This window comes from uncultured Roseovarius sp. (genome assembly GCF_947489715.1).
In the GTDB taxonomy this organism is placed as follows: Bacteria; Pseudomonadota; Alphaproteobacteria; order Rhodobacterales; family Rhodobacteraceae; genus Roseovarius.
Genome location: NZ_CANLER010000002.1, coordinates 152,990 through 172,723 on the forward strand (window position 1 = coordinate 152,990; position 19,734 = coordinate 172,723).

The 19,734-nt window shown below is 58.5% G+C and carries 14 protein-coding genes; 7 read left to right on the forward strand and 7 right to left on the reverse strand.

Features of this window, described 5'->3' with window-relative positions; genetic code table 11:
* Positions 1-3: 3 nt before the first annotated feature.
* A complete protein-coding gene (locus Q1B27_RS06410; RefSeq protein WP_299845396.1) occupies positions 4-5,430 on the reverse strand; it encodes an alpha-2-macroglobulin family protein in 5,427 nt (1,808 codons plus the stop codon).
* 134 nt (positions 5,431-5,564) lie between these two features.
* On the opposite strand from Q1B27_RS06410, the gene Q1B27_RS06415 reads away from it, so the two are divergent.
* Positions 5,565-7,769, forward strand: coding sequence for a response regulator (locus Q1B27_RS06415; RefSeq protein ID WP_299845398.1), 2,205 nt, complete (start codon positions 5,565-5,567; stop codon positions 7,767-7,769).
* Here Q1B27_RS06415 and yaaA read toward each other — a convergent pair.
* The 3 genes from yaaA to Q1B27_RS06430 form a co-directional block, all read right to left on the reverse strand.
* A complete protein-coding gene (gene yaaA / locus Q1B27_RS06420; RefSeq protein WP_299845401.1) occupies positions 7,766-8,530 on the reverse strand; it encodes a peroxide stress protein YaaA in 765 nt (254 codons plus the stop codon). The two genes, Q1B27_RS06415 and yaaA, sit on opposite strands and share 4 nt — an antisense overlap.
* A 27-nt stretch (positions 8,531-8,557) precedes the next feature.
* Complete coding sequence (recQ, locus tag Q1B27_RS06425; RefSeq protein ID WP_299845404.1) at positions 8,558-10,597, reverse strand: DNA helicase RecQ; 2,040 nt, start codon at positions 10,595-10,597, stop codon at positions 8,558-8,560.
* 77 nt (positions 10,598-10,674) lie between these two features.
* Complete coding sequence (locus tag Q1B27_RS06430) at positions 10,675-10,965, reverse strand: YggT family protein (protein ID WP_299845407.1); 291 nt, start codon at positions 10,963-10,965, stop codon at positions 10,675-10,677.
* A 127-nt stretch (positions 10,966-11,092) separates the two neighbouring features.
* On the opposite strand from Q1B27_RS06430, the gene Q1B27_RS06435 reads away from it, so the two are divergent.
* The 6 genes from Q1B27_RS06435 to radC all read left to right on the forward strand — a co-directional run bounded on the left by Q1B27_RS06435 (position 11,093) and on the right by radC (position 16,468).
* On the forward strand, positions 11,093-11,629 hold the full coding sequence (locus Q1B27_RS06435; protein ID WP_299845410.1) for an acyl-CoA thioesterase: 537 nt from the start codon (positions 11,093-11,095) through the stop codon (positions 11,627-11,629).
* Positions 11,630-11,682: 53 nt separating this feature from the next.
* On the forward strand, positions 11,683-13,068 hold the full coding sequence (locus Q1B27_RS06440; protein WP_299845413.1) for an MFS transporter: 1,386 nt from the start codon (positions 11,683-11,685) through the stop codon (positions 13,066-13,068).
* On the forward strand, positions 13,047-13,970 hold the full coding sequence (gene mepA / locus Q1B27_RS06445) for a penicillin-insensitive murein endopeptidase (RefSeq protein WP_299845416.1): 924 nt from the start codon (positions 13,047-13,049) through the stop codon (positions 13,968-13,970). The genes Q1B27_RS06440 and mepA overlap by 22 nt, the downstream gene beginning before the upstream one ends.
* A 91-nt stretch (positions 13,971-14,061) precedes the next feature.
* A complete protein-coding gene (locus Q1B27_RS06450; RefSeq protein WP_299845419.1) occupies positions 14,062-14,685 on the forward strand; it encodes a queuosine precursor transporter in 624 nt (207 codons plus the stop codon).
* A gap of 310 nt (positions 14,686-14,995) precedes the next feature.
* Positions 14,996-15,418: an alternative ribosome rescue aminoacyl-tRNA hydrolase ArfB gene (gene arfB, locus Q1B27_RS06455; protein ID WP_299845422.1), complete on the forward strand. Its 423-nt coding sequence runs from the start codon at positions 14,996-14,998 to the stop codon at positions 15,416-15,418.
* 102 nt (positions 15,419-15,520) lie between these two features.
* Positions 15,521-16,468 (forward strand): DNA repair protein RadC, encoded by a 948-nt coding sequence (radC, locus tag Q1B27_RS06460; protein ID WP_299845424.1) that lies wholly within the window; start codon positions 15,521-15,523, stop codon positions 16,466-16,468.
* Between the two features lie 124 nt (positions 16,469-16,592).
* Here the strand turns inward: radC and Q1B27_RS06465 are convergent, their stop codons facing one another.
* The 3 genes from Q1B27_RS06465 to Q1B27_RS06475 form a co-directional block, all read right to left on the reverse strand.
* Complete coding sequence (locus Q1B27_RS06465) at positions 16,593-17,792, reverse strand: hypothetical protein (protein WP_299845427.1); 1,200 nt, start codon at positions 17,790-17,792, stop codon at positions 16,593-16,595.
* The gene (gene pncB, locus Q1B27_RS06470) at positions 17,789-19,081 is read right to left on the reverse strand and encodes a nicotinate phosphoribosyltransferase (RefSeq protein ID WP_299845430.1); all 1,293 of its coding nucleotides are present in this window, start codon (positions 19,079-19,081) and stop codon (positions 17,789-17,791) included. The genes Q1B27_RS06465 and pncB overlap by 4 nt, the downstream gene beginning before the upstream one ends.
* Before the next feature lie 208 nt (positions 19,082-19,289).
* Positions 19,290-19,547 (reverse strand): YjhX family toxin, encoded by a 258-nt coding sequence (locus Q1B27_RS06475; protein WP_299845433.1) that lies wholly within the window; start codon positions 19,545-19,547, stop codon positions 19,290-19,292.
* Positions 19,548-19,734 lie beyond the last annotated feature (187 nt).

Here is a 19,734-nt window from a genome sequence, read left to right on the forward strand (position 1 = left end):
CCGTCACGGGCGCACTGCCATCTGTCCGGACCCGGTACGGGCGCGATAGTTCGGGCGGTACATGTCCTCGACCGTAGCCGCCGGGTGATGGTATTGTCCGGGTGAGACGGCCCGCACGATGTAAGCCAGCTGAAACGCCTTGTCGCTGCGCCAGTCCACCGCCGCAAGAAACCGGTCAGAGCGGAATTCGGTATGACGTGCTTCTACCGGGTTCAGCCAGTCCAGCGCGCGAATGTCGCCCGACCGCAAGAGGTTGGGATTGTCGATCTCAAGCCCTGCTGGCAGTGGATCATTGACCATCAGGCGGGCCTCGCCGTTCTCGAAGGGTGAGACTTTCAACACGGCAACCAGCCGGGTGCCCGTGGCCACGCCCTCCAAGGTCACCGCGTTCCCGTCCATGTCGTAGTAACGCCGTTCAATGGCATAGCCATAGCCCCCCGCATCCAATGGTACTTCGGGAACGCCGATCGTGGTCAGGGTGATGTCGGTGGCCGCAGTCGAGGTATTGTGGATGGCCTGTGGGGTCAGCGCGTTTGCCTCGATCCTCTGCACGAAGGGACCGGAGACAGCCGTGCCATTCAGTTTCAGGCCAGCGGTGGCCGGATCGTCAATCAGCGCCTTTGCCGCCAGCAGCGTCCAGACCTGTTCCTGCGGCGACATATGCGGGCCGTCAGCACTCAGGGCATTGCTCAGTTGTTTCTGATCCACTGCATTGCTACCTGCCTCAACCGCAAGCGCAAGAACGGCGGCGCGGTCCCGCCGGTTGGTACCATAATCGGCACGCCATACCTGTGGCTCCGGGCCGGTGCGCGCATCAATCATCCTGCCAGCCTTTGCAAAGAGACGATCCGCGCGGGTCTGGTCACCATAGGCCGCCAGGGCCGCGCCCAGTTGCGCCACTGCCAAAGGGGTACCCAAGGCATCGGATTTGACATCAGCATAGTAGCGCAGGTCGCCCATCCGGGCCGCTCCCTCGCGCGCGAGGACCAGAAGGGCATAGGCGATATCCTCACCGCCCTTGTCGAAATCAGGGGCATAGTTCACCCGGTTGCGCAGATTATCCATCGCCATCGTGAAGGCCTGTGCCGGGACGTCGTGACCTTGAGCGCGGGCGCGCGACAGGAAATCGGCGACATAGGCGTCGAGCCAGAAATCGCCCGACCCGGCACGCCACAATCCGAATGCGCCATTGCTGGACTGACGCGTCAGAATGCGATCAACGGCCTGCGCGATACGCGTTTCGATCTGATCGGCATTGCCCAACCCCACGGCCTGCGCCACCTGGTCGAAATACAACAGCGGCATGGCCTGCGAGGTCACCTGTTCGGTACAGCCATAGGGATAGCGATCAAGCGCCGTCAGCAAGGCGGGTGCGTTGAGCTTGGCCAGTGGTCCCGCCGACACGATCGCACTGCCAGTTCCCGTGCGCAGCCCGGCGAAAACTTCAGCGTCCAGCTTGAACGTATCACCCGCCGCCAGTGCAAAGCGCCGTGTTGTCGCGATCGCTGGATCATTGGCCCGCACCGGCAGGGTCAGCGATTTGGTCAGTTGTTTGCCGTCAGGCGTGGTCAGGGCAATTTGCACCTGGTGGTCACCCTCGGTCCGCGCCGCAACCGGCACGCTTAGCACCAGTTTCTTACCCGTTGCGATGTCAACGCCTGACGGGATAGCGCCAGTAAGATCAACACCCGTCGCCGTAACATCCAGCCCCATGCGGCCACTGGAGCCGTCGGCATGGACGATCTCCAGCAGCATCTGGCTGGTATCTCCGGGGGCCATGAACCGTGGTAGCGTCGCGGTCACCACGACCGGATCGCGGACCAGCACATCGCGTTCGGCCTGCCCCACACCGGTGTCGGACCAGGCAATCGCCATCAACCGCACGGTTCCGTTGAAGTCCGGGATGTCGAATTGCACGCGGGCCTGCCCGTCCGACCCCACACGTACCGGTCCCGAAAAAAATGCCACGAGTTTCTCCGTGGGCGGCGGTGACTTCAACTGCATTTGGCTGCCTGCATCGCCGCCAGAGCGCACCTGCCCTGCCGCCCCGTTCATTCCGTCGATCAATCGACCGTAAATGTCGCGGATTTCGACGCCCAGACGGCGCTGGCCAAAGTAATGCCCGCTTGGATCCGGGCTTTCGAAACCAGTGAGGTTCAGAATACCCAGATCAACCGCCGCCAATGTGACATATCCGGCTTTGTTGGCGTCCAACCCCTCCACCTTGACGACCACATCCAGAGGGCCACGCGGGCTGGCCTTCTCGGGCGCTTCGATCGTGACAGATAATTGCTGCTCGCCGGGATCAATTTTCGCATAGCTCAGACCCAAAGCACGGGCAGGGTTCTGACCGGCAGATACCTGCATCGGTCGGATCACCTGCGCAGTTACATACGCGCCTGCCCCCCAGTCATCCGTGACCGTCAATGGGATCAGGTTTTCACCCTCGACCACCTCGATCGCCTGCATGTCAATCACCCGGTTCGACATCACGGTGATCATCGCTGTCCCGGCATAGCGGGGTACAATCCGCAACTCCGCGGTGTCGCCACTGCGGTAGTCAGGTTTATCCAGCGACAGCTCCAACGTATCGGGTGTTTGCGAGGCATCGGCGGGCGCATACCAGCCCGCGTAGAAATCAACAGAGGTAGCCACATAGGCGCCATCGAGCCGTTCGACAACCAGTTCATAACGCCCCCAGTCAACGGGGGTAGAAACGGAAAATGGGCCATCCTTCAACGAAATCTCGGCCGTTGCGACACGGCTGCGCGTTGTAATCGGCTCCCAATTCCAGTTGCCATATTGCTGATACCATTGATAGCGAGTCTCGACCCGGTTCAATGTCCAGCGCACCTGCATCGGCGCGGAGGTCAGTTCGCGATCAATTCCGACGATCTGAAATGCCGCTTCGGTGCCTTGGGATACGACGCCGTCAAACTCGGGTTTGATCCCGATCAGTGGCCCAGCCGGCGCCAGCATTTGGGTCAACCGGCGCTCTACCGGGCGGCCCGATCCTTCTTGTACACGGATGATCGCTTCGACTTCGTAGGGTCGATCAGCAAGCTTGGCCGCAGGGACCGGCATCGGCAGTACTGCGCGGCCATCTTCGCCAGTCGCACCGCCATCTAGATAGCTGGTTTGCGCGCCAGCGATCTCGTCATAGCGACCGAATTGATAGCCGGGGAAATCAGGCAGTTGTCGTTTCGCCCGCAAGCTTGCCGTGCCTTCCACTTTCAGCCCGGCACCCGGCGCGCCAAACAGATAACGCGCCTCGACAGCAAGTGGTGGCGTGTCGCCAGGGCGGATTCGTCCTTCGGGCAGCGATAATTCGAAATCTATGCGTTCAGGCAGAAAATCCTCGACCAGCACCTGACGGCTGACCAGTGCTGGGGCATCGACATCGGCCTTGATCTCGATCGTCCAGGTACCGCGCGGGGCGGTTGCGCCGACGGGCATGTCAAACACATGCCCACCCGCGTCATCCTGTGGGGACACATGGCGCGCATATTCGACACCGTCAGGACGGGTCAGGATCGCGGTCAGCGGCAGGCCGGGAATGGCCACCGTCTGACCATCACGTGCAAGCGCCGTTGCATGGATCACTTCGCCTGCGCGATAGGCCCCCCGGTCCGTTGCCAGGAAAACATCAATCGGCGGGGCCGCAGGGCGGCCCTCGACGCCGCGATCCGACAGATCAAACGCCGGGTCGGTCAGCGACAGAAATGCAAGATCTTCGTCGCCCATACGGGCCAGTATCAGGGCTGGCGCTGCGCCGCTTGTGCCTCGCGTCAGTCCGGGCGGGAAAAGCGCATGACCGTCCGCATCGGTCTTCAACGTCGCCAATTCCCGATTGGCGCGCGACAACAATGTCAGGTCAATCCCTTCGCGGACCTTTGCATCCGACAGGCCGCGCACGAACACATGCAACCCGTCGTTGCCCTTCAACGTGGTCAGGCCCAGATCGGTCAGAACGAACCATTGCGTTGCTCCGGGGTCGTCGTAAAGCTCCCGCCCCTTCACCCGCGCGCTCAGCGCGTAGATGCCCGGTGGCTGATCAACCAGAACGTCACCCAGTGGCAGGCGGGTTGTCATCGTCTGGTTCAGGGCGTTCTGCACCTCGCCCACACCCGTCCACACCTCCTCGGCCACGTCATTGGAGAATGCCTGATCCTGATATTCGCTGAGAGGACGGCCAAAGTAATCATCCTGGATCGCCCGCAACAGATTGCGGTCACTCACCCGGCGCAACAATAACTCGACACTGTCCAGATTGACCGTCTCGATTGGCAGGGCGGCATCGACAGCCTTGGGCAGAACATAGGCACGACCCGCGAAATTGACCGCCGGAGACCGGTCGCGAACGTAGAGCGAGAGGTCAACATCCTTGTGCAACTGCTCGCCGCTGGCCGCGGGTAACCCTTTGCGGAAGGTGATTGAATAGCGCTGACCGTGCTGGACGCCATCGACACAGATTTGCCGATCCTCAGCCTGCACAACCAAACCGGGGTCAGACAGCCTGACATAAGGCGTATAATCCGTGCCAGCCTTGATCAGCGGTTCGGAAAATTCGGCGCAGATGCGTGGAGCGGCGCTTTCATTGTCGCTGCGATGCTCGGTAATGCGAAAGCCATATTTGGCGATGGCTTTTTCCAAGGTGTTTGCCAAATCCTGTCGCGGTTGGATTTCCTGCGCCAGTCGCAAGGCGCTGATCATGTCGCGCCCGCGCTTGTTACGCTCCAATGCATCCGCCATCTGCGCCAGCGCCGACACACGCGCCGGATCGCCAAGCGCGCGCAAATAGGCGTTGATCGACGCGGTGACAGCCTGCACCTCGAAGCGGCGTGTGTCTGACGAATTCTGCGATTTTGCCAACAATGACAGGCGGGCATAATCCGCCCAAAGATCGCTGCTATCCGCACGCGAAACAGCAGCCCCGGTCCAACGCATCGCATTCAGGTGATCACCTTTTGCCTCGCGCTCGCGGGCGGCCTTCAACAATGCCTCGACATCCCAGCTGCCTGCCGGATGACGCCAGCCGATGTCTTCCGCAAGCTTCCGGGCCCCCTGCAAATCGGGTTCAGACAGAAATCCAAGTTCGGACACCCGCGTGGCAGCACTCGTCAGAACGTGAGGATCGGTCGCCAGCATCTCGGCCGATATCGCGCCGTCATAGGGTTGCCGATCTGAAACGCTGCTTTTGGGAAAACAGGCGTTTGAGCGGGTATTGAACGTGTAGGCCTTGCACGCGCCATTACTGAAACATGCCCGTTGACAGGCTTCGACCGTTGTATCGAACAGAGGGTCAAGATCGGCCCCGTAGAAATCCACATCGCGGATGACGACCTGGTGTCGATCCGGCACCACCGTCTGGGCAATAGCCACCGAAACGTAACTTGTTAGGAACAAAGTTGAAATAACACGACGGAGCATCCGACCCTCCAGATTATACGGGGTTCATCGTGCCACGGCGTGCCGCAGCTGACAACGATTCCAAAAGCGCGCTTTAAGTAGTTCTTCACCACAATAGCCGATTGTGCCCCGAACGGGCCTTTCGGAGGGCTGGCATGAGTCTTGCCAACAAATTATCGGAAGAACGGCGCGCACGTCTGGCCGCCGAACGACTGCTTGAGCAGAAGCAGGCTGAATTACAGGCAGCCAACCGCAAGTTGGGCAAGCACGCACGCGCGCTTTCGGACGAAATCGTGGAAACCCGGGCCGAGGTTCAAAATGTTCTTGATGAAAATCAGCGGGTAAAATCCGACCTGACGGTCGCCAACCAGAAGGTCGAAATCGCCGAGCGGCGCCTTTGGCATTCCATTGAAACCATTCAGGACGGGTTTGCCTTTTTCGATTCTGACAGCCGGATGATAGCGGCGAACAACGCCTGGCTGGGTGTTTTTGACGGGTTGGAAGATGTCAAACCCGGCGTCAGTTATATCGAGGTTCTGCAATTCGTAACCGAAGAGGGGATCGTCAATATCGGCGATATGAATCCGGCAGACTGGCGGGAAAAGATGCTGGACCGATGGCAAAGTACAACACCCGAGCCTGAGGTCATTCGGCTATGGAGCGGGGAATACATCAAGCTAATCGATCAGCGTGGTAATGGCGGTGATATGGTCAGCCTGGCGCTGAACATCACCGAAACCGTACGCTATGAAAAGCAACTGACGGATGCCCGCACCAAGGCTGAGGCTGCAAGCCGGGCCAAATCATCATTCCTGGCCAATATGAGCCATGAAATCCGCACGCCGATGAATGGTGTCGTTGGCATGGCGGATTTGCTGCAGGATACCGATTTGACGGACGAGCAGCAGCTTTATGCGGAAACCATCAAGAATTCCGGCGAAGCCTTGCTGGTGATCATCAACGACGTGCTGGATTATTCAAAAATCGAGGCCGAGAAACTGGTTCTGCACGAGGAGCCCTTTGATTTCGAACGCTGCATTCATGAGTTGGTCATGCTGTTGCAACCTTCCGCCCGTGATAAGGGACTGGATCTATTGGTGGATTATGACCTGTTCCTGCCAACGCAGTTCGTGGGCGACAGGGGACGCATCCGTCAGGTCATGACCAACCTGATGGGTAACGCGGTCAAGTTCACCGAAAGCGGCCATGTTTCGATCCGCGTCGTGGGTGTGGCAGCGGAAGACAGCGATATGGCGGATTTGCATGTTTCGATCGAAGACACCGGCATCGGCATTCCCGAGGACAAGGTGGGCCATATCTTCGGTGAATTCAATCAGGTTGACGATGAACGGAACCGTAAGTTTGAGGGCACCGGCCTGGGGCTGGCGATCTCGCAGAAACTGATCAAGATGATGGGTGGCAAAATCTGGGTCGACTCGGTCGATGGCGAAGGGTCGAGCTTTGGGTTTTCGATCTCGCTTCCGCGGGCCGAGGCGATCGATCCAGACAGCACCCGGATGCCTGATGGTCTAAAGCGGGCGTTGATTGTGGATGACAGCGAAGCCAATCGCGACATTCTTACCCGCCAGCTTGGCGTGCTTGGCATCGAAACCTTACCCTGCAAAAGCGGGATCGATGCCCTGACACAGCTTGATGCGACCATTGATCTGATTTTGACCACCCACGCGATGCGGGAAATGGACGGGATGGAGCTGTCCGAGGCGGCGCGCGAAGCGGGCCACCAGACCCCCATCGTGATGATGAGCGCCAATACTAGCGCAGCCGAGCAGGATCCGTCGCGCCCTCACTTGCATGCGCTCTTGCAAAAACCGGTTCCACGGCAAGAGCTGTTTGCCGCCTTGAAGTCGATCAAGGTGGATACACCGGCAACCCTTGAAGAGGCACCAACGGCAGAGCCTGTGTCCGAGGTGCAACCGGACGAACCCGCAACCGAATTACGGGCGATGCGTGTTCTTGCGGCTGAGGACAACAAAACCAATCGTCTGGTTTACACAAAGATGGTCAAGGCGTTGGATATTGACCTGCAATTCGCAGAAAACGGGATCGAGGCGGTCGAGCTCTACCAATCCTTTGATCCAGATATCGTCTTCATGGATATTTCGATGCCGCAAATGGATGGCAAGGAAGCCACCCAGAAAATCCGCGAGGTCGAACAAACCACCGGCAAACGCGTGCCCGTCGTTGCCATGACGGCGCATGCAATGGACGGTGATCAGGATGGCATTCTGGCCGCAGGCCTGGATTTCTACCTGACAAAACCCCTGAAAAAGAAAGCCATCATCGAACGTATTTCAGAGGCACAACCCACATCAGCCCGTGATCCGGTTGGGGACAATTAAACCTGCGGGTAGTCGCGTAAAAAGACCCAATTAGCATCGTCAGACAGATCCTGGCGATAGCGATACCCGCCAACATCAAAGTCCTTGATCGCATTCGGGTCCGTCAGGCGATGCTGAATGATAAAGCGTGCCATGGCACCACGCGCCTTCTTGGCGAAGAAGCTGACGATCTTGGCAGCCCCAGCCTTTTCCTCCATGAAAACCGGCGTGATCACCCGCAGACCAAGCGCGTTGCGGTCCACCGCGCCAAAATACTCCTGACTGGCGCAATTGATCAAACAATCGGTCTGAACTTCCTCGGCCTGAGCGTTGAGCATCAGCGATATCTGATCGCCCCAAAAATCATAAAGCGATTTGCCGCGCTCATTTTTCAGACGGCTGCCCATTTCAAGCCGATAGGGTTGAATTTCATCCAGCGGGCGCAGAATGCCATAAAGACCCGACAGAATGCGTAGATGGTCCTGGGCCCAGTTCAATTCATCTTTATCCAGGCTGGTGGCTTCGAGCCCCTGATAGGTATCACCGGCAAAGGCCAAAGCCGCTGGCTTTGACTGCATCCGTCCAAATTCGCTGAAGCGTTCTGCATTCAGCCTTGCCAGGTTTTCACTGATCCCCATCAGCTTTTGCAGATCTTTGGTTGAAAGATCGCGGGCGATGTTTGCTAATGTATCCGCCTGTTCCAGAAAGGCCGGCTGCGTCGGTGCAACCTCCCCCACCTCGCGCATGTCCAGTTTCTTGGCAGGTGAAACAACTACCAGCATCCCGCATCCCCCATTTTTTTGTATGATCTAGACCGCCGCCCGCAAAACGTCCAGAAAAGCTGCCCCAAATCTTTCAGCTCTTTTATCCCCCAAAAGACGCGCCATCTCACCCGCGTCGCGCGGACGAGTCGAGGCAACCCGCGCCAAAAGCGATGCCGAGCAGCTGAGCGGGCGGTCAATCCCCCCCTCACCGCGCGCCAGATCGGCCTGCGCTTCAAGCAATTGATCATAAAGCTCGCCGGCATCGCGCCCTGCCAGCTTGCGCCGGGTCGGATGCACCTGAAGCGCCTCTCCGTTGACCACCTGCAAGAACGCATCGCCGTAGCGTTCCAGCTTTTTCGCGCCCACGCCGCTGATGCGTGCCATCTGATCCAAATTAGCCGGTCGGGTTTCAGCCATTTCAATCAGCGTACGATCAGTGAAAACCACATAGGCTGGCACGCGCGCGGCTTCGGCCAGAGCGCGTCTTTTGGCCTTGAGGGCCGATAAAAGCGGTGCGTCTTCATCCGACACCAGGGCTTTGGCAGCGGGGCGACGGGATTTGGCGACCAGCGTATCCCGGCGCAGCGTGATACTTTGCTCGTCCCGCAAAATGGGTCGGGCCGTTTCCGTCATGCGCAAGGCGCCATGACGCTCGGGATCAGGTCGCACCAGATCATGCCCCATCATTTGTCGGAACACACCTTGCCAGGTGCGACGGTCCAGATCCTGCCCCACCCCAAATGTCGGGAGGCGATCATGCCCACGGGCACGCACTTTTTCAGTTTCATTACCGGTCAGGATATCAATCAGGTGCCCTGCCCCGAAAAACTCATCTGTGCGCAATATGGCCGATAGCGCTTTGCGGACCGCCTCGGTGCCGTCAAAAACCTCAGGTGGGGTTTCGCAAGTATCGCAATTGCCGCATCCCGCTGTCTCTTCGCCAAAATACCGCAACAGCACGGCGCGGCGGCATTCCTGCGCTTCGGCCAGACCCAACAGCGCATTGAGCCGCGCGTGATCGGCCATCCGCCTCTCCGGCGGGGCAAGGCCCTCGTCGATCTGGCTCCGACGCAGGCGGATGTCATCGGGCCCATAGAGCGTCAGTGTTTCGGCAGGAGCACCGTCGCGGCCAGCGCGCCCGATCTCCTGATAATATGCCTCGATCGACTTGGGTAAATCGGCATGGGCCACCCACCGTATGTCAGGCTTGTCGACCCCCATGCCAAAGGCCACGGTGGCAACGACGATCAGCCCGTCTTCGGCGTTGAAGCGCGTTTCAACGATTCGGCGATCCTCGGCCTCCATTCCCCCGTGGTAGTGACACGCATTGTGCCCGCCGTCGCGCAGCGCCTTCGCCAAGGTTTCTGTCTTGGCGCGGGTGCCGCAATAGACGATACCGGACTGACCCTTTCGGGCGTCTGCGAAATCCGTGATCTGTCGGCGTGGCCCGTCTTTGGCTGCAAAGGCAAGGTTGATATTGGGTCGGTCAAATCCGTGCAAAAAGCTGGCTGGGGGCTGACCATCAAACAGTTTTTCAACGATTTCATCGCGGGTTTCGGCATCCGCTGTCGCTGTGAACGCGGCCAATGGCACGTCCAACACTCGCCGCAAGTCACCGATACGCAGGTAATCCGGCCTGAAGTCATGCCCCCATTGTGATACGCAATGCGCCTCGTCCACGGCAATCAGGTTAACCCCGATCCGCCGCAACATACCAAGGGCAGACCCCGCCGCCAGCCGCTCTGGCGCGATGTAAAGCAATTTCAAACGACGCTCTTCCAGCGCCTGCCAGACCTCATCGGTTTCCTGATCGGTATTGCCCGAGGTCAGCGCCCCTGCTTCGACCCCTACCGCCCGAAGTGCGCGCACCTGGTCGCGCATCAACGCAATCAGCGGTGAGATCACCACCGTCACCCCATCGCGCATCAGTGCCGGAAGTTGAAAACACAGGGATTTTCCGCCACCTGTTGGCATAATCGCCAACACGTTTTCACCGTTCGAGACGGCATTGACGATATCCTCTTGCCCGGGGCGAAAGGCATCGAATCCGAAAACATCGCGCAAAAGCGTGGCAGCGCCTGGCATGGGAACCCTGTAAGATTTTAGTTATCTGCTCTTACGGGAAATCATTTCACACTACGATTTGCTGAACAAGTGTCAGATCAGTAATAAAACGTCGCCACGTTGTTGATCAGGATGATTCTGATCGCATAGACGCCGATCAGCGCGATCAGCGGTGCCAGATCAATACCTGAAATCGGTGGGATGAAGCGGCGAATGAAATTATAGGCCGGTTCCAGCAAGCGGTTGAGAACGTGCCAGATTTGCGCGACCAGCGGCTGACGCAGATTCAGCACCTGAAAATTGATCAACCAGCTCATGATCACGTGAGCGATAATAAAGAACCAGATGATATCCAGAATAAGCATCAGGATCTGGAAAAGTGACAGCATCGGCGCATTCCCTTGTCGTAATTGCCTTCACAGGTAAGCGGAGCGCCGCAAAAGCGCAAGCCTGACGCGGGGTTGTGGTTGACGTCGAGAATTCCCGCAAACAGATAGCGGACAAAGGAGAGGCCCCATGTATCCTGCCATTCGCTTGATTGCTCAAATGATCAAACATCGCAATGACCCGCCGCTGCCAGTGACCGGCACGCATGTGTCGCGACACATGTGTCTGCCCTGGGATATCGACATGTGGATGGAGCTGAACAACGGTCGCACGCTCACGCTTTACGATCTCGGCCGGACAACTGCGGCACAGCGCGCCGGGCTGGTCAAAGTGTTGCGCCGCAAAAAGTGGGGCCTGACGATGGCGGGGGCCAGTGTCCGGTATCGCCGCCGCATCCGCACGTTTGAAACCGTCGAAATGCGCTCTCGTTTATCGTGGTGGGATGACAGGTTTTTCTATGTCGAACAGTCGATGTGGAAGAAAAACGGCGAATGCGCCAACCACATTGTCTATCGCTCGGCGGTGACAAGCAAGGCGGGCATCGTCGCCCCGCAAGCCGTGGTCGATGAAATAGACGCGACCACGCAGAAACCAACTGTACCGGAATGGATCGCGGCCTGGATCGAGGCCGAGGAAAAGCGTCCCTGGCCACCCATGCAGGAATAACTTGCCAGCCCCTGCGATAGACTGTCATATCCCCGCAAGAACTGAGGGATGGCATGGGCGAAGTTTCACAGCGAAAACGCATCTGGGGCTGGTACTTCTTTGACTGGGCCAGCCAGCCGTTTCACACCCTTCTACTGACCTTCGTTTTTGGCCCCTATTTTGCAGGCGTTGCCGCCGAATACTACATGACATCCGGCCTGGGCGAAGAGGTTGCAGACGCCCGGGCGCAAAGCCTCTGGTCGCTCTGCCTGACGGTCACAGGCCTGATTATTGGGTTTGGCGCACCGATCATGGGGGCCTTGGCGGATACCGCGGGCCGACGACTGCCGTGGATCATCGGCTTTTCGGTTTTATACGTCACCGGGGCGTTCTCGCTTTGGTGGACCTTTCCGGATGGGTCAACAATCTGGTGGATGCTGATGGCGTTTGGCATCGGGTTTATCGGTGCTGAATATGCCCTCGTATTTGTCAATTCACAGCTGCCGTCGCTCGGAAATCAGGCCGAGGTGGGTGAGATTTCGGGCTCGGGTTTTGCCTTTGGCTATCTGGGTGGCATCGTGTCGCTGGTGATCATGCTCCTGTTCTTCATGGAACTTCCGAATGGCAAGACACTGATCGGCGCAGACCCCGCCTTTGGCCTTGATGCCAGCACGAATGAGGGTACCCGTATCGTCGGTCCTTTTACCGCGCTTTGGTTCCTGATCTTCATTCTGCCCTACCTGCTCTGGACTCGCGACACCAGGACGCCACCCCAAGGCAAGGGTGTTGGCGACGCGTTGAGATTATTGACAAATACTGTCAAAAGCCTGCGCCGCAGACTCAGCCTGTCTGCCTATCTGGGATCGTCAATGTTCTATCGCGATGCCCTGAACGGCCTTTATGGATTTGGCGGTACCTATGCGCGCCTGGTGTTGAATTGGGAATTGGTCTCAATCGGGGTCTTCGGCATCATCGCGGCCATCTCGGCAGCGGCATTCAGCTGGGTTGGCGGCAAATTCGACAAACGCTTCGGGCCACGCCCGGTGATCATCGTCTCGATCTGGGTCTTGATCGCGGTCTGCGTGACAATCGTGTCGATGGATCGCCAGCAGATCTTTGGCATTCCACTTGAGGAAGGGTCAGGCGTGCCCGATATTGTGTTCTTTGTCTGCGGCGCTCTGATCGGTGGCATGGGTGGTGTTTTGCAAGCCTCCAGCCGGTCGTTGATGGTGCGCCACACCGACCCCAAGGCACCGACCGAAAGCTTCGGGCTTTATGGCCTCTCTGGCCGCGCAACCGCCTTTATGGCGCCCGCGCTGATCGGCGTTGTTACGGCGCTAAGCGGCAGCGCGCGCATTGGTGTTGCCCCGCTGATTGCACTTTTCCTGATCGGCCTCTTCCTGTTACGCTGGGTCGAGGCAGAAGGAGACAGCGAGACATGGACCGTTTCTTCAAACTAGCAGCTCTGACTTTGGGCCTTGCCGGGTGCGGCGGATCAAGCCCGGATGCGCCGGCGCAGGTACAGGCCCTTTCGACCCAAAACATCCCCCCCGCGATGATCGGTGTTGAAGCCAAGCAATTGTTCGGCAAACACGCGCGCGGAACAGCCCAATCTGCGGCGCCGTTTGGCAGCTACGCCAAGGGCTGCATGTCTGGCGGTGTGCAACTGCCCGAGACCGGCCCCACCTGGCAAGCCATGCGTCTCAGCCGGAACCGCAACTGGGGCCAGCCTCAGACCGTCGACTTCATTCAAAAACTCTCACGTAAAGCCGCCGCACAACCGGGTTGGAATGGTCTCTATATCGGCGATATCAGCCAACCACGCGGTGGCCCGATGCTGAGCGGTCACCGCTCGCATCAAATGGGCCTTGATATCGACATCTGGCTTCGTCCTGCCACCGACATGACCATGTCGCGTGCCGCGCGCGAAAACATCTCATCAATCTCAATGCGCCGCGCAAAGGGTGCCTATACGAATTCCAACTGGACCCGGCAGCATCATGAGATCGTCAAGGCCGCGGCCCAGGATCCGCGTACCGCGCGTATCTTCATCTTTCCCGGCGCCAAGGTGCAGATGTGCAAAGACGAAACCGGTAACCGCGACTGGCTGCACAAGGTCCGGCCTTGGTGGGGCCATCACTACCATTTCCATGTCCGGCTGAAATGCCCTGATGGATCAAGGGGTTGCGTCGATCAAGCGGCCCCGCCCACAGGCGACGGCTGCGCCGAGGCGCAACAATGGGTAAGGAACATCCTGAACCCGCCACCGCCCGATCCGAATGCGCCAAAAGCAAAACCACGGCGGGAACTGACCATAAAAGACCTGCCCGGCCAATGCGTGGCGGTGCTGCAATCGCAGTGACACCCTTGAATTGAGGCCATCCTGGCGGTAAAGGCGGACGGTCCTTTGCGAAGGACCTTTCGCCGCAACCGTGCAATATTGGTCTAACAACATGAAAACGCATCTTTTTCCCGGCATTCTGGCGATGGCCGCCATTGTTGTGGCCTCGAATATCCTGGTGCAGTTCCTGTTTGGTCAGTGGCTGACATGGGGGGCATTCACCTATCCGCTGGCGTTCCTGGTGACGGACATCATGAACCGCGTCTACGGGCGCGAGGCCGCGCAAAAGGTTGTTTTTGCGGGATTTATCGTCGGTCTGATCTGTTCGTTCATCGGGACGCAGATCGTGGGGGAATACGGGCCGTTGGTGACTTTGCGAATTGCGATTGGCTCTGCCATTGCCTTTCTGATCGCACAACTTATTGATATCGCTGTGTTTAACCGCCTGCGCGAGGGGCGCTGGTGGACTGCACCTGTGGTGTCGTCGCTGGTAGGCAGTTCGATCGACACGGCGCTGTTTTTTACCATCGCATTTTCGGCATCACTCATCTGGCTGGAGCCGGGCAATGATGTGGGCTGGGCGAATGAGGTTCTGCCGCTTCTGGGCACCGGCCCTGACGCCCCGCTCTGGGTCTCGCTTGCCGTTGCGGACTGGCTGGTCAAACTGGCGCTTGCCCTGATCGCTCTTGTGCCCTTCCGCATCATCGTGGGGTCGTTAACCAATCGCACCACATGATTTTGTTTTGACAAACGAAAAATCTGTGGCAATCTACCTGTGAGTTCAACAGCAGAAAGGAGGTGCCCATGTCTATAGAGGTAATGGGGAGAGGTGTCGGAACAGTTCAGGAGGGTCGGACCTAGGGCAGCCCCTGGGTGACGTAAACTACCTGAATTGGTGCGCCTAACCGGCCCACCTCCGCTGACTTCTAGAGGGCCGCTCCGACATCCGGGCGGCCCTTTTGAGTGGCCAAAACACCAATGTCGGTATTACGTCGGTATACTGTCGGTATTACGTCGGTATTTTTTCCCGCCCGGAAGGGGGCGACATGTTGCAGATCAATGAAACCATCACCATCGAAGGCTGGGAACTGACCGAGCAATTCATCCGCGCCTCGGGCCCCGGCGGGCAGAATGTGAACAAGGTCAGCTCTGCCGTTGAATTGCGGTTCGAGGCCGAACGCTCCCCCAACCTGCCCGATGCAGTGAAACGGCGGCTGAGGCGGCTGGCGGGCCGGCGCTGGACCAAAGAGGGCGCGCTGGTCATTCAGGTGGACGAGACCCGGCACCAGGCCCGCAACCGCGACATCGCCCGGGAACGGCTGGCCGAACTGATCCGCAAGGCGCTGGAAAAACCCAAACGCCGCATCCCGACAAGGCCGACGCTGGGGTCAAAGAAACGGCGGCTGAAGGCCAAGAAGGTGCGCGGCGAGGTGAAGGCGCTGCGCGGGCGGGTCGACAAGACCGACTGACAGGCACCCACCGCATGCCCACGGCCTGATCTGCCTTAACCCCGGATTAACCAAGAACCTCAAATATCAGGGCGCAGGATACCTTAGCTTCGGGGGATCAGCATGGCTGGTAAATCAGGCAATCAAATTGGCGCAGGATGGGAACGGGTGAAAGAACTGACCGGCTTGTCAAAGCACAAACCACAGGTCGCGACCGGGACACGCGGATTTTCCGAAGAGGCGCTGAGGGGGCTGGAAGAGCTTGACGCCCGCAGCGTTCCGCCGGATGTCGACGCGCGTCCGGCTTTTGAAAAGACCTTTCGGGACAATCCGCGCCTGTCGCCGGACGTGGCCTCGGGCGGCGGGCTGGTCATGGGCGCCGACGGCGTCAAGCGACCGCATTATTGGGGGCACCGGGCGCGGCTTCGTACACGGTTCCTGACGGGCGGGCACAAGGCGATGCCGGAATACGAACTGCTGGAACTGCTGCTGTTCAACGCCATCGAACGCATTGACGTGAAACCCCTGGCGAAACGCCTGCTGGCAGCTTTTGGCGACCTCAACGGCGTTGTCGCGGCCTCGGAACACCGGCTGCTGAAGGTCGAGGGGGCGACGCATAAGGTCTATCTGCAACTGCGCATCGCCGAGGCATTTGCCCATCGCATGGGTCAGGCCAAAATATTGCAGCGCGATGTGGTGTCCTCGTGGGATGCGCTGATTGACTATTGCCGCACCTCGATGGCGCACCGGGATACCGAACAGTTTCGCGTGCTGTACCTGGACCGGAAAAACACCGTCATCTCGGACGAGGAACAGGCGGAAGGCACTGTTGACCACGTGCCCGTCTACCCGCGCGAAGTGGCCAAACGCGCGCTTGAACTGAACGCCAGCGCGCTCATCCTGGTGCACAACCACCCCTCAGGCGACCCGACCCCAAGCCCGGAGGACATCCAGATGACCAACCAGATCCTGGCCGCCTGCAACACCATCGGCGTCACCATCCACGACCATGTCATCATCGGTAAAGAGGCCGAGACCTCGTTTCGCTCGCGGGGGTTGTTGGTGGGTTAGGTTTGATGCGGCGAAACGGTTGAGGTGATCCGGGTGCACCAGCGGATGGATGCGAGGCGGTGAGTTTAAAGGAGTGGTGGGGTGAAACCCCACCCTACGGCCTACTGCTTTATGTCCAGAATATTTACCCTCCAAAACGCGCCAGAAGCGAAGCCAGACGCAGAGCATCAGTTGAAGTCATTCCACTAGGTTTTGAATCTTTGGAACCACCAATTTCACTCTCAATTTCATCGGGCAATTTAGGATTCAATACTCTTGCGGCCTCGCTGTGCTTTTTGGCGATTTCTTCTACCAGTTTTTGCGCTGCAGAAGACGAGTTGCGAGCATTCCTGAGAAAAACAATTGCCGCTCCGCCCAAGAATATCACGATTGTTGCTCTTGCCACCAAGGACGCCAAAGTCGCGCGCTCGTCGAATGAAGAGGGCCACAACGCTAAAGAGGATGTAGCTGCTGCCAAAAATAGGAAAGCCAAGCCTATAGATAACTGACGAAACCGTAGGTTTCTCCTGAGATCACGACCCAAAACAGCAATACCTTCATCCAAAATTTGAGTCCATCTTGTGTCCTCTTTCTCGCCAGAACTTTGGTCGGTTTCTTGAAAGTTTTGCCCGAGGTCCCGAAATTGAGCGCTAGGTGTCGGGGCAACGATTTGAACAATTTTGGTAACTGACGGCCCGACTAAAGCTAAAGAAAGCATGAAAATACAAGCAATCACAATCAAAAATACCGACGCTGAAAGCAAGGTCATAACAAGGAGGAATATCTGCAAAGAACCAAAATTCACAACTGCAAAACAATGGATTTCACTGAAGGCGTCGCCATGAAAGTAACAAGTTTCTGGCACAACTCTTGGAGTCGTGGAACCACTATTTCTACTAGACCCAATAGACGGTGTAACAGGCCCAGTGGAACCAGCGAGCGGCGGCGTACCACCGCCAGTAAGGCCTCCACCTCCTCTGCTACCGGCTGAAGACCGTAGATCACCCCCCGACCCACCACCAGTTTGAGCCAGAACAGCAGAACCCATCGCTATGTCATTTGAAATGCTTATGTCGCTTTCAGCAGTTTCAATCTCTCCAATCTGGGCCGGTATTAAATTTCCCGCTTCGACTGAAAAGCCATTAAATCCAACTCGATTTCCCAACGGAGTTGATTCATCTGCGTATTCCAGTTTGCCGGAGTGTTCGCCGCCTAGATGATCAGTCCACTGTTTATCTTGAATATTGGTTTTCTGCGCCGCAGGTGCCGCAAGGGCTGCAAAGGAACTGACCGTGAGGACGACCAAACACGTCTTCATTTCGCGCGCTCTCAATAATATTTTCAAACCACCACTTCCAACTCCGCTTGTTCTCCCACGCCAAACACCCTTTTATATCGCTCTATCTGGTCTGCCGGACCCATGGCTTTGCGGGGGTTGTCGCTGAGTTTCACGGTGGGGCGGCCGTTGGCGCTGACGGCTTTGCAGACGAGGGAGAACGGGTCGAGGGCGTCGTCGGGGACGAGGCCGCGGAAATCGTTGGTCAGGAGCGTGCCCCAGCCGAAGCTGACCCGCGTGCGGTCTTTGAACTGGGCGTGAAGCTCGGCGATTTTTTTCTCACCCAGACCGTCGGAAAAAATGACCAGTTTCTGCATCGGATCTTCGCCGCGGGATTTCCACCAGTTGATGGCGATCTCGGCGCCTTCCGCCGGGTCGCCGCTATCGATGCGGATACCTGTCCAGCCGGCCAGCCAGTCGGGGGCGTTTTTCAGGAACCCCGCGGTGCCATAGGTGTCGGGCAGGATGATGCGCAGGTTGCCGTCATGTTCCTCGTGCCAGTCGGAGAGCACGTCATAGGGCGCGCGGGCCAGTTCGGCGTCGGTGTCGGCAAGGGCGGCGTAGACCATCGGCAGTTCGTGGGCGTTGGTGCCGATCGCTTCGACATCGCGGTTCTTGGCAATGAGGCAGTTGGAGGTGCCGACGAACTTTTCGCCAAGCCCCTCGCCCATGGCCTGCACGCACCAATCCTGCCAGAGGAAGGAGTGACGGCGGCGGGTGCCGAAATCGGCGATCCTGAGGCCGTCGACTTCGCGCAGGCGTTCGACCTTCTCCCAGAGCTTGGTCATGGCGCGGGCATAGAGAACCTGCAGTTCGAACTTGCCCATGGTGTTGAGGACGGCGCGGGAGCGCAGTTCCATCAGCACGGCAAGGGCGGGGATTTCCCAGAGCATGACCTCGGGCCACTTGCCTTCAAATGTCAGCTCGTACTGGCCGTCGTGTTTTTCCAAGTGGTAGGGCGGCAGGCGCAGGTTCTCGAACCAATCCATGAATTCGGGGGTGAACATCTGGCGCTTGCCGTAAAAGGTATTGCCGCGCATCCAGGTGGATTCGCCCCGGGTGAGGGAAAGCGAGCGGATATGGTCGAGCTGTTCGCGCAACTCGCCCTCGTCCACCAGGTCGGCGAGCCTGATGGATTTGGTGCGGTTGATGAGCGAGAAGGTGACCTGCGTGTCGGGCTTGTTGCGGAAGATCGACTGGCACATCAGCAGTTTGTAGAAATCGGTGTCGATCAGGGAGCGGACGATCGGGTCGATCTTCCATTTGTGGTTATGGACGCGGGTGGCGATATCGACCATTGGGGCGGCTCCGATTGCGATGCCTGATCCGTTAAAGCAAAGGGGGGGCTGGGTGGCAAGCCTTGAGCCAATGACCCGGCGGCAGGGAGTGGCCGCCCCCGCGCGGGAGGCGGCCCTTGAGGGGCGGGCAGTGTCCGGCGCCGTAGCGCCAGTTGCCGCGTGTCCGGGTGCCAGTCTGGCCGGGTCGGTTTCATGATCCTGTCCTTTCCTATCGTTGGTTAAGCTCTGCCCGGACGGATCTGATGCCCAGTCGCGAGGCGCGGTAGGGTTTACCGTTCTGCGAGTGGATCAGACGCCGTCGTTTCAGGCGGGTGAAGACTTCGAGCGTGCAGTCCGACAGGACATTGCCGTCACGCGTGAAGCAGGTGACCTTGCGAATTTTGCCATTGTCGCCACGCAGGTAGTGGATCGCGCCACCAAGTGCGAGTTCGTGCAAAACACGCTGTTCGTGCTTTGATATATTCAACGGGGTATCTCGATTTCATGTGAGTACGGGAACAGGGCCTCTCAGCGTGGCGCGTGAGGGTCCTTTTCGTGTTCGCGTTCCCGGTCGTCCGAGGATGATCAGGAACGGGCGGTTGCCCGGGGCTCTGACATAAAATCTCCATTGCCTGAGGGGGTCTGCCTCAGGTCACAGATGATTTAGTAACGGA

What these genes read in the sequence shown, in the direction of transcription:
- Q1B27_RS06410 (WP_299845396.1), bottom strand. Translation starts at nt 5,430, where the DNA reads ATGCTCCGTCGTGTTATTTCAACTTTGTTCCTAACAAGTTACGTTTCG.
- Q1B27_RS06415 (WP_299845398.1), top strand. Translation starts at nt 5,565, where the DNA reads ATGAGTCTTGCCAACAAATTATCGGAAGAACGGCGCGCACGTCTGGCC.
- yaaA (WP_299845401.1), bottom strand. Translation starts at nt 8,530, where the DNA reads ATGCTGGTAGTTGTTTCACCTGCCAAGAAACTGGACATGCGCGAGGTG.
- recQ (WP_299845404.1), bottom strand. Translation starts at nt 10,597, where the DNA reads ATGCCAGGCGCTGCCACGCTTTTGCGCGATGTTTTCGGATTCGATGCC.
- Q1B27_RS06430 (WP_299845407.1), bottom strand. Translation starts at nt 10,965, where the DNA reads ATGCTGTCACTTTTCCAGATCCTGATGCTTATTCTGGATATCATCTGG.
- Q1B27_RS06435 (WP_299845410.1), top strand. Translation starts at nt 11,093, where the DNA reads ATGTATCCTGCCATTCGCTTGATTGCTCAAATGATCAAACATCGCAAT.
- Q1B27_RS06440 (WP_299845413.1), top strand. Translation starts at nt 11,683, where the DNA reads ATGGGCGAAGTTTCACAGCGAAAACGCATCTGGGGCTGGTACTTCTTT.
- mepA (WP_299845416.1), top strand. Translation starts at nt 13,047, where the DNA reads ATGGACCGTTTCTTCAAACTAGCAGCTCTGACTTTGGGCCTTGCCGGG.
- Q1B27_RS06450 (WP_299845419.1), top strand. Translation starts at nt 14,062, where the DNA reads ATGAAAACGCATCTTTTTCCCGGCATTCTGGCGATGGCCGCCATTGTT.
- arfB (WP_299845422.1), top strand. Translation starts at nt 14,996, where the DNA reads ATGTTGCAGATCAATGAAACCATCACCATCGAAGGCTGGGAACTGACC.
- radC (WP_299845424.1), top strand. Translation starts at nt 15,521, where the DNA reads ATGGCTGGTAAATCAGGCAATCAAATTGGCGCAGGATGGGAACGGGTG.
- pncB (WP_299845430.1), bottom strand. Translation starts at nt 19,081, where the DNA reads ATGGTCGATATCGCCACCCGCGTCCATAACCACAAATGGAAGATCGAC.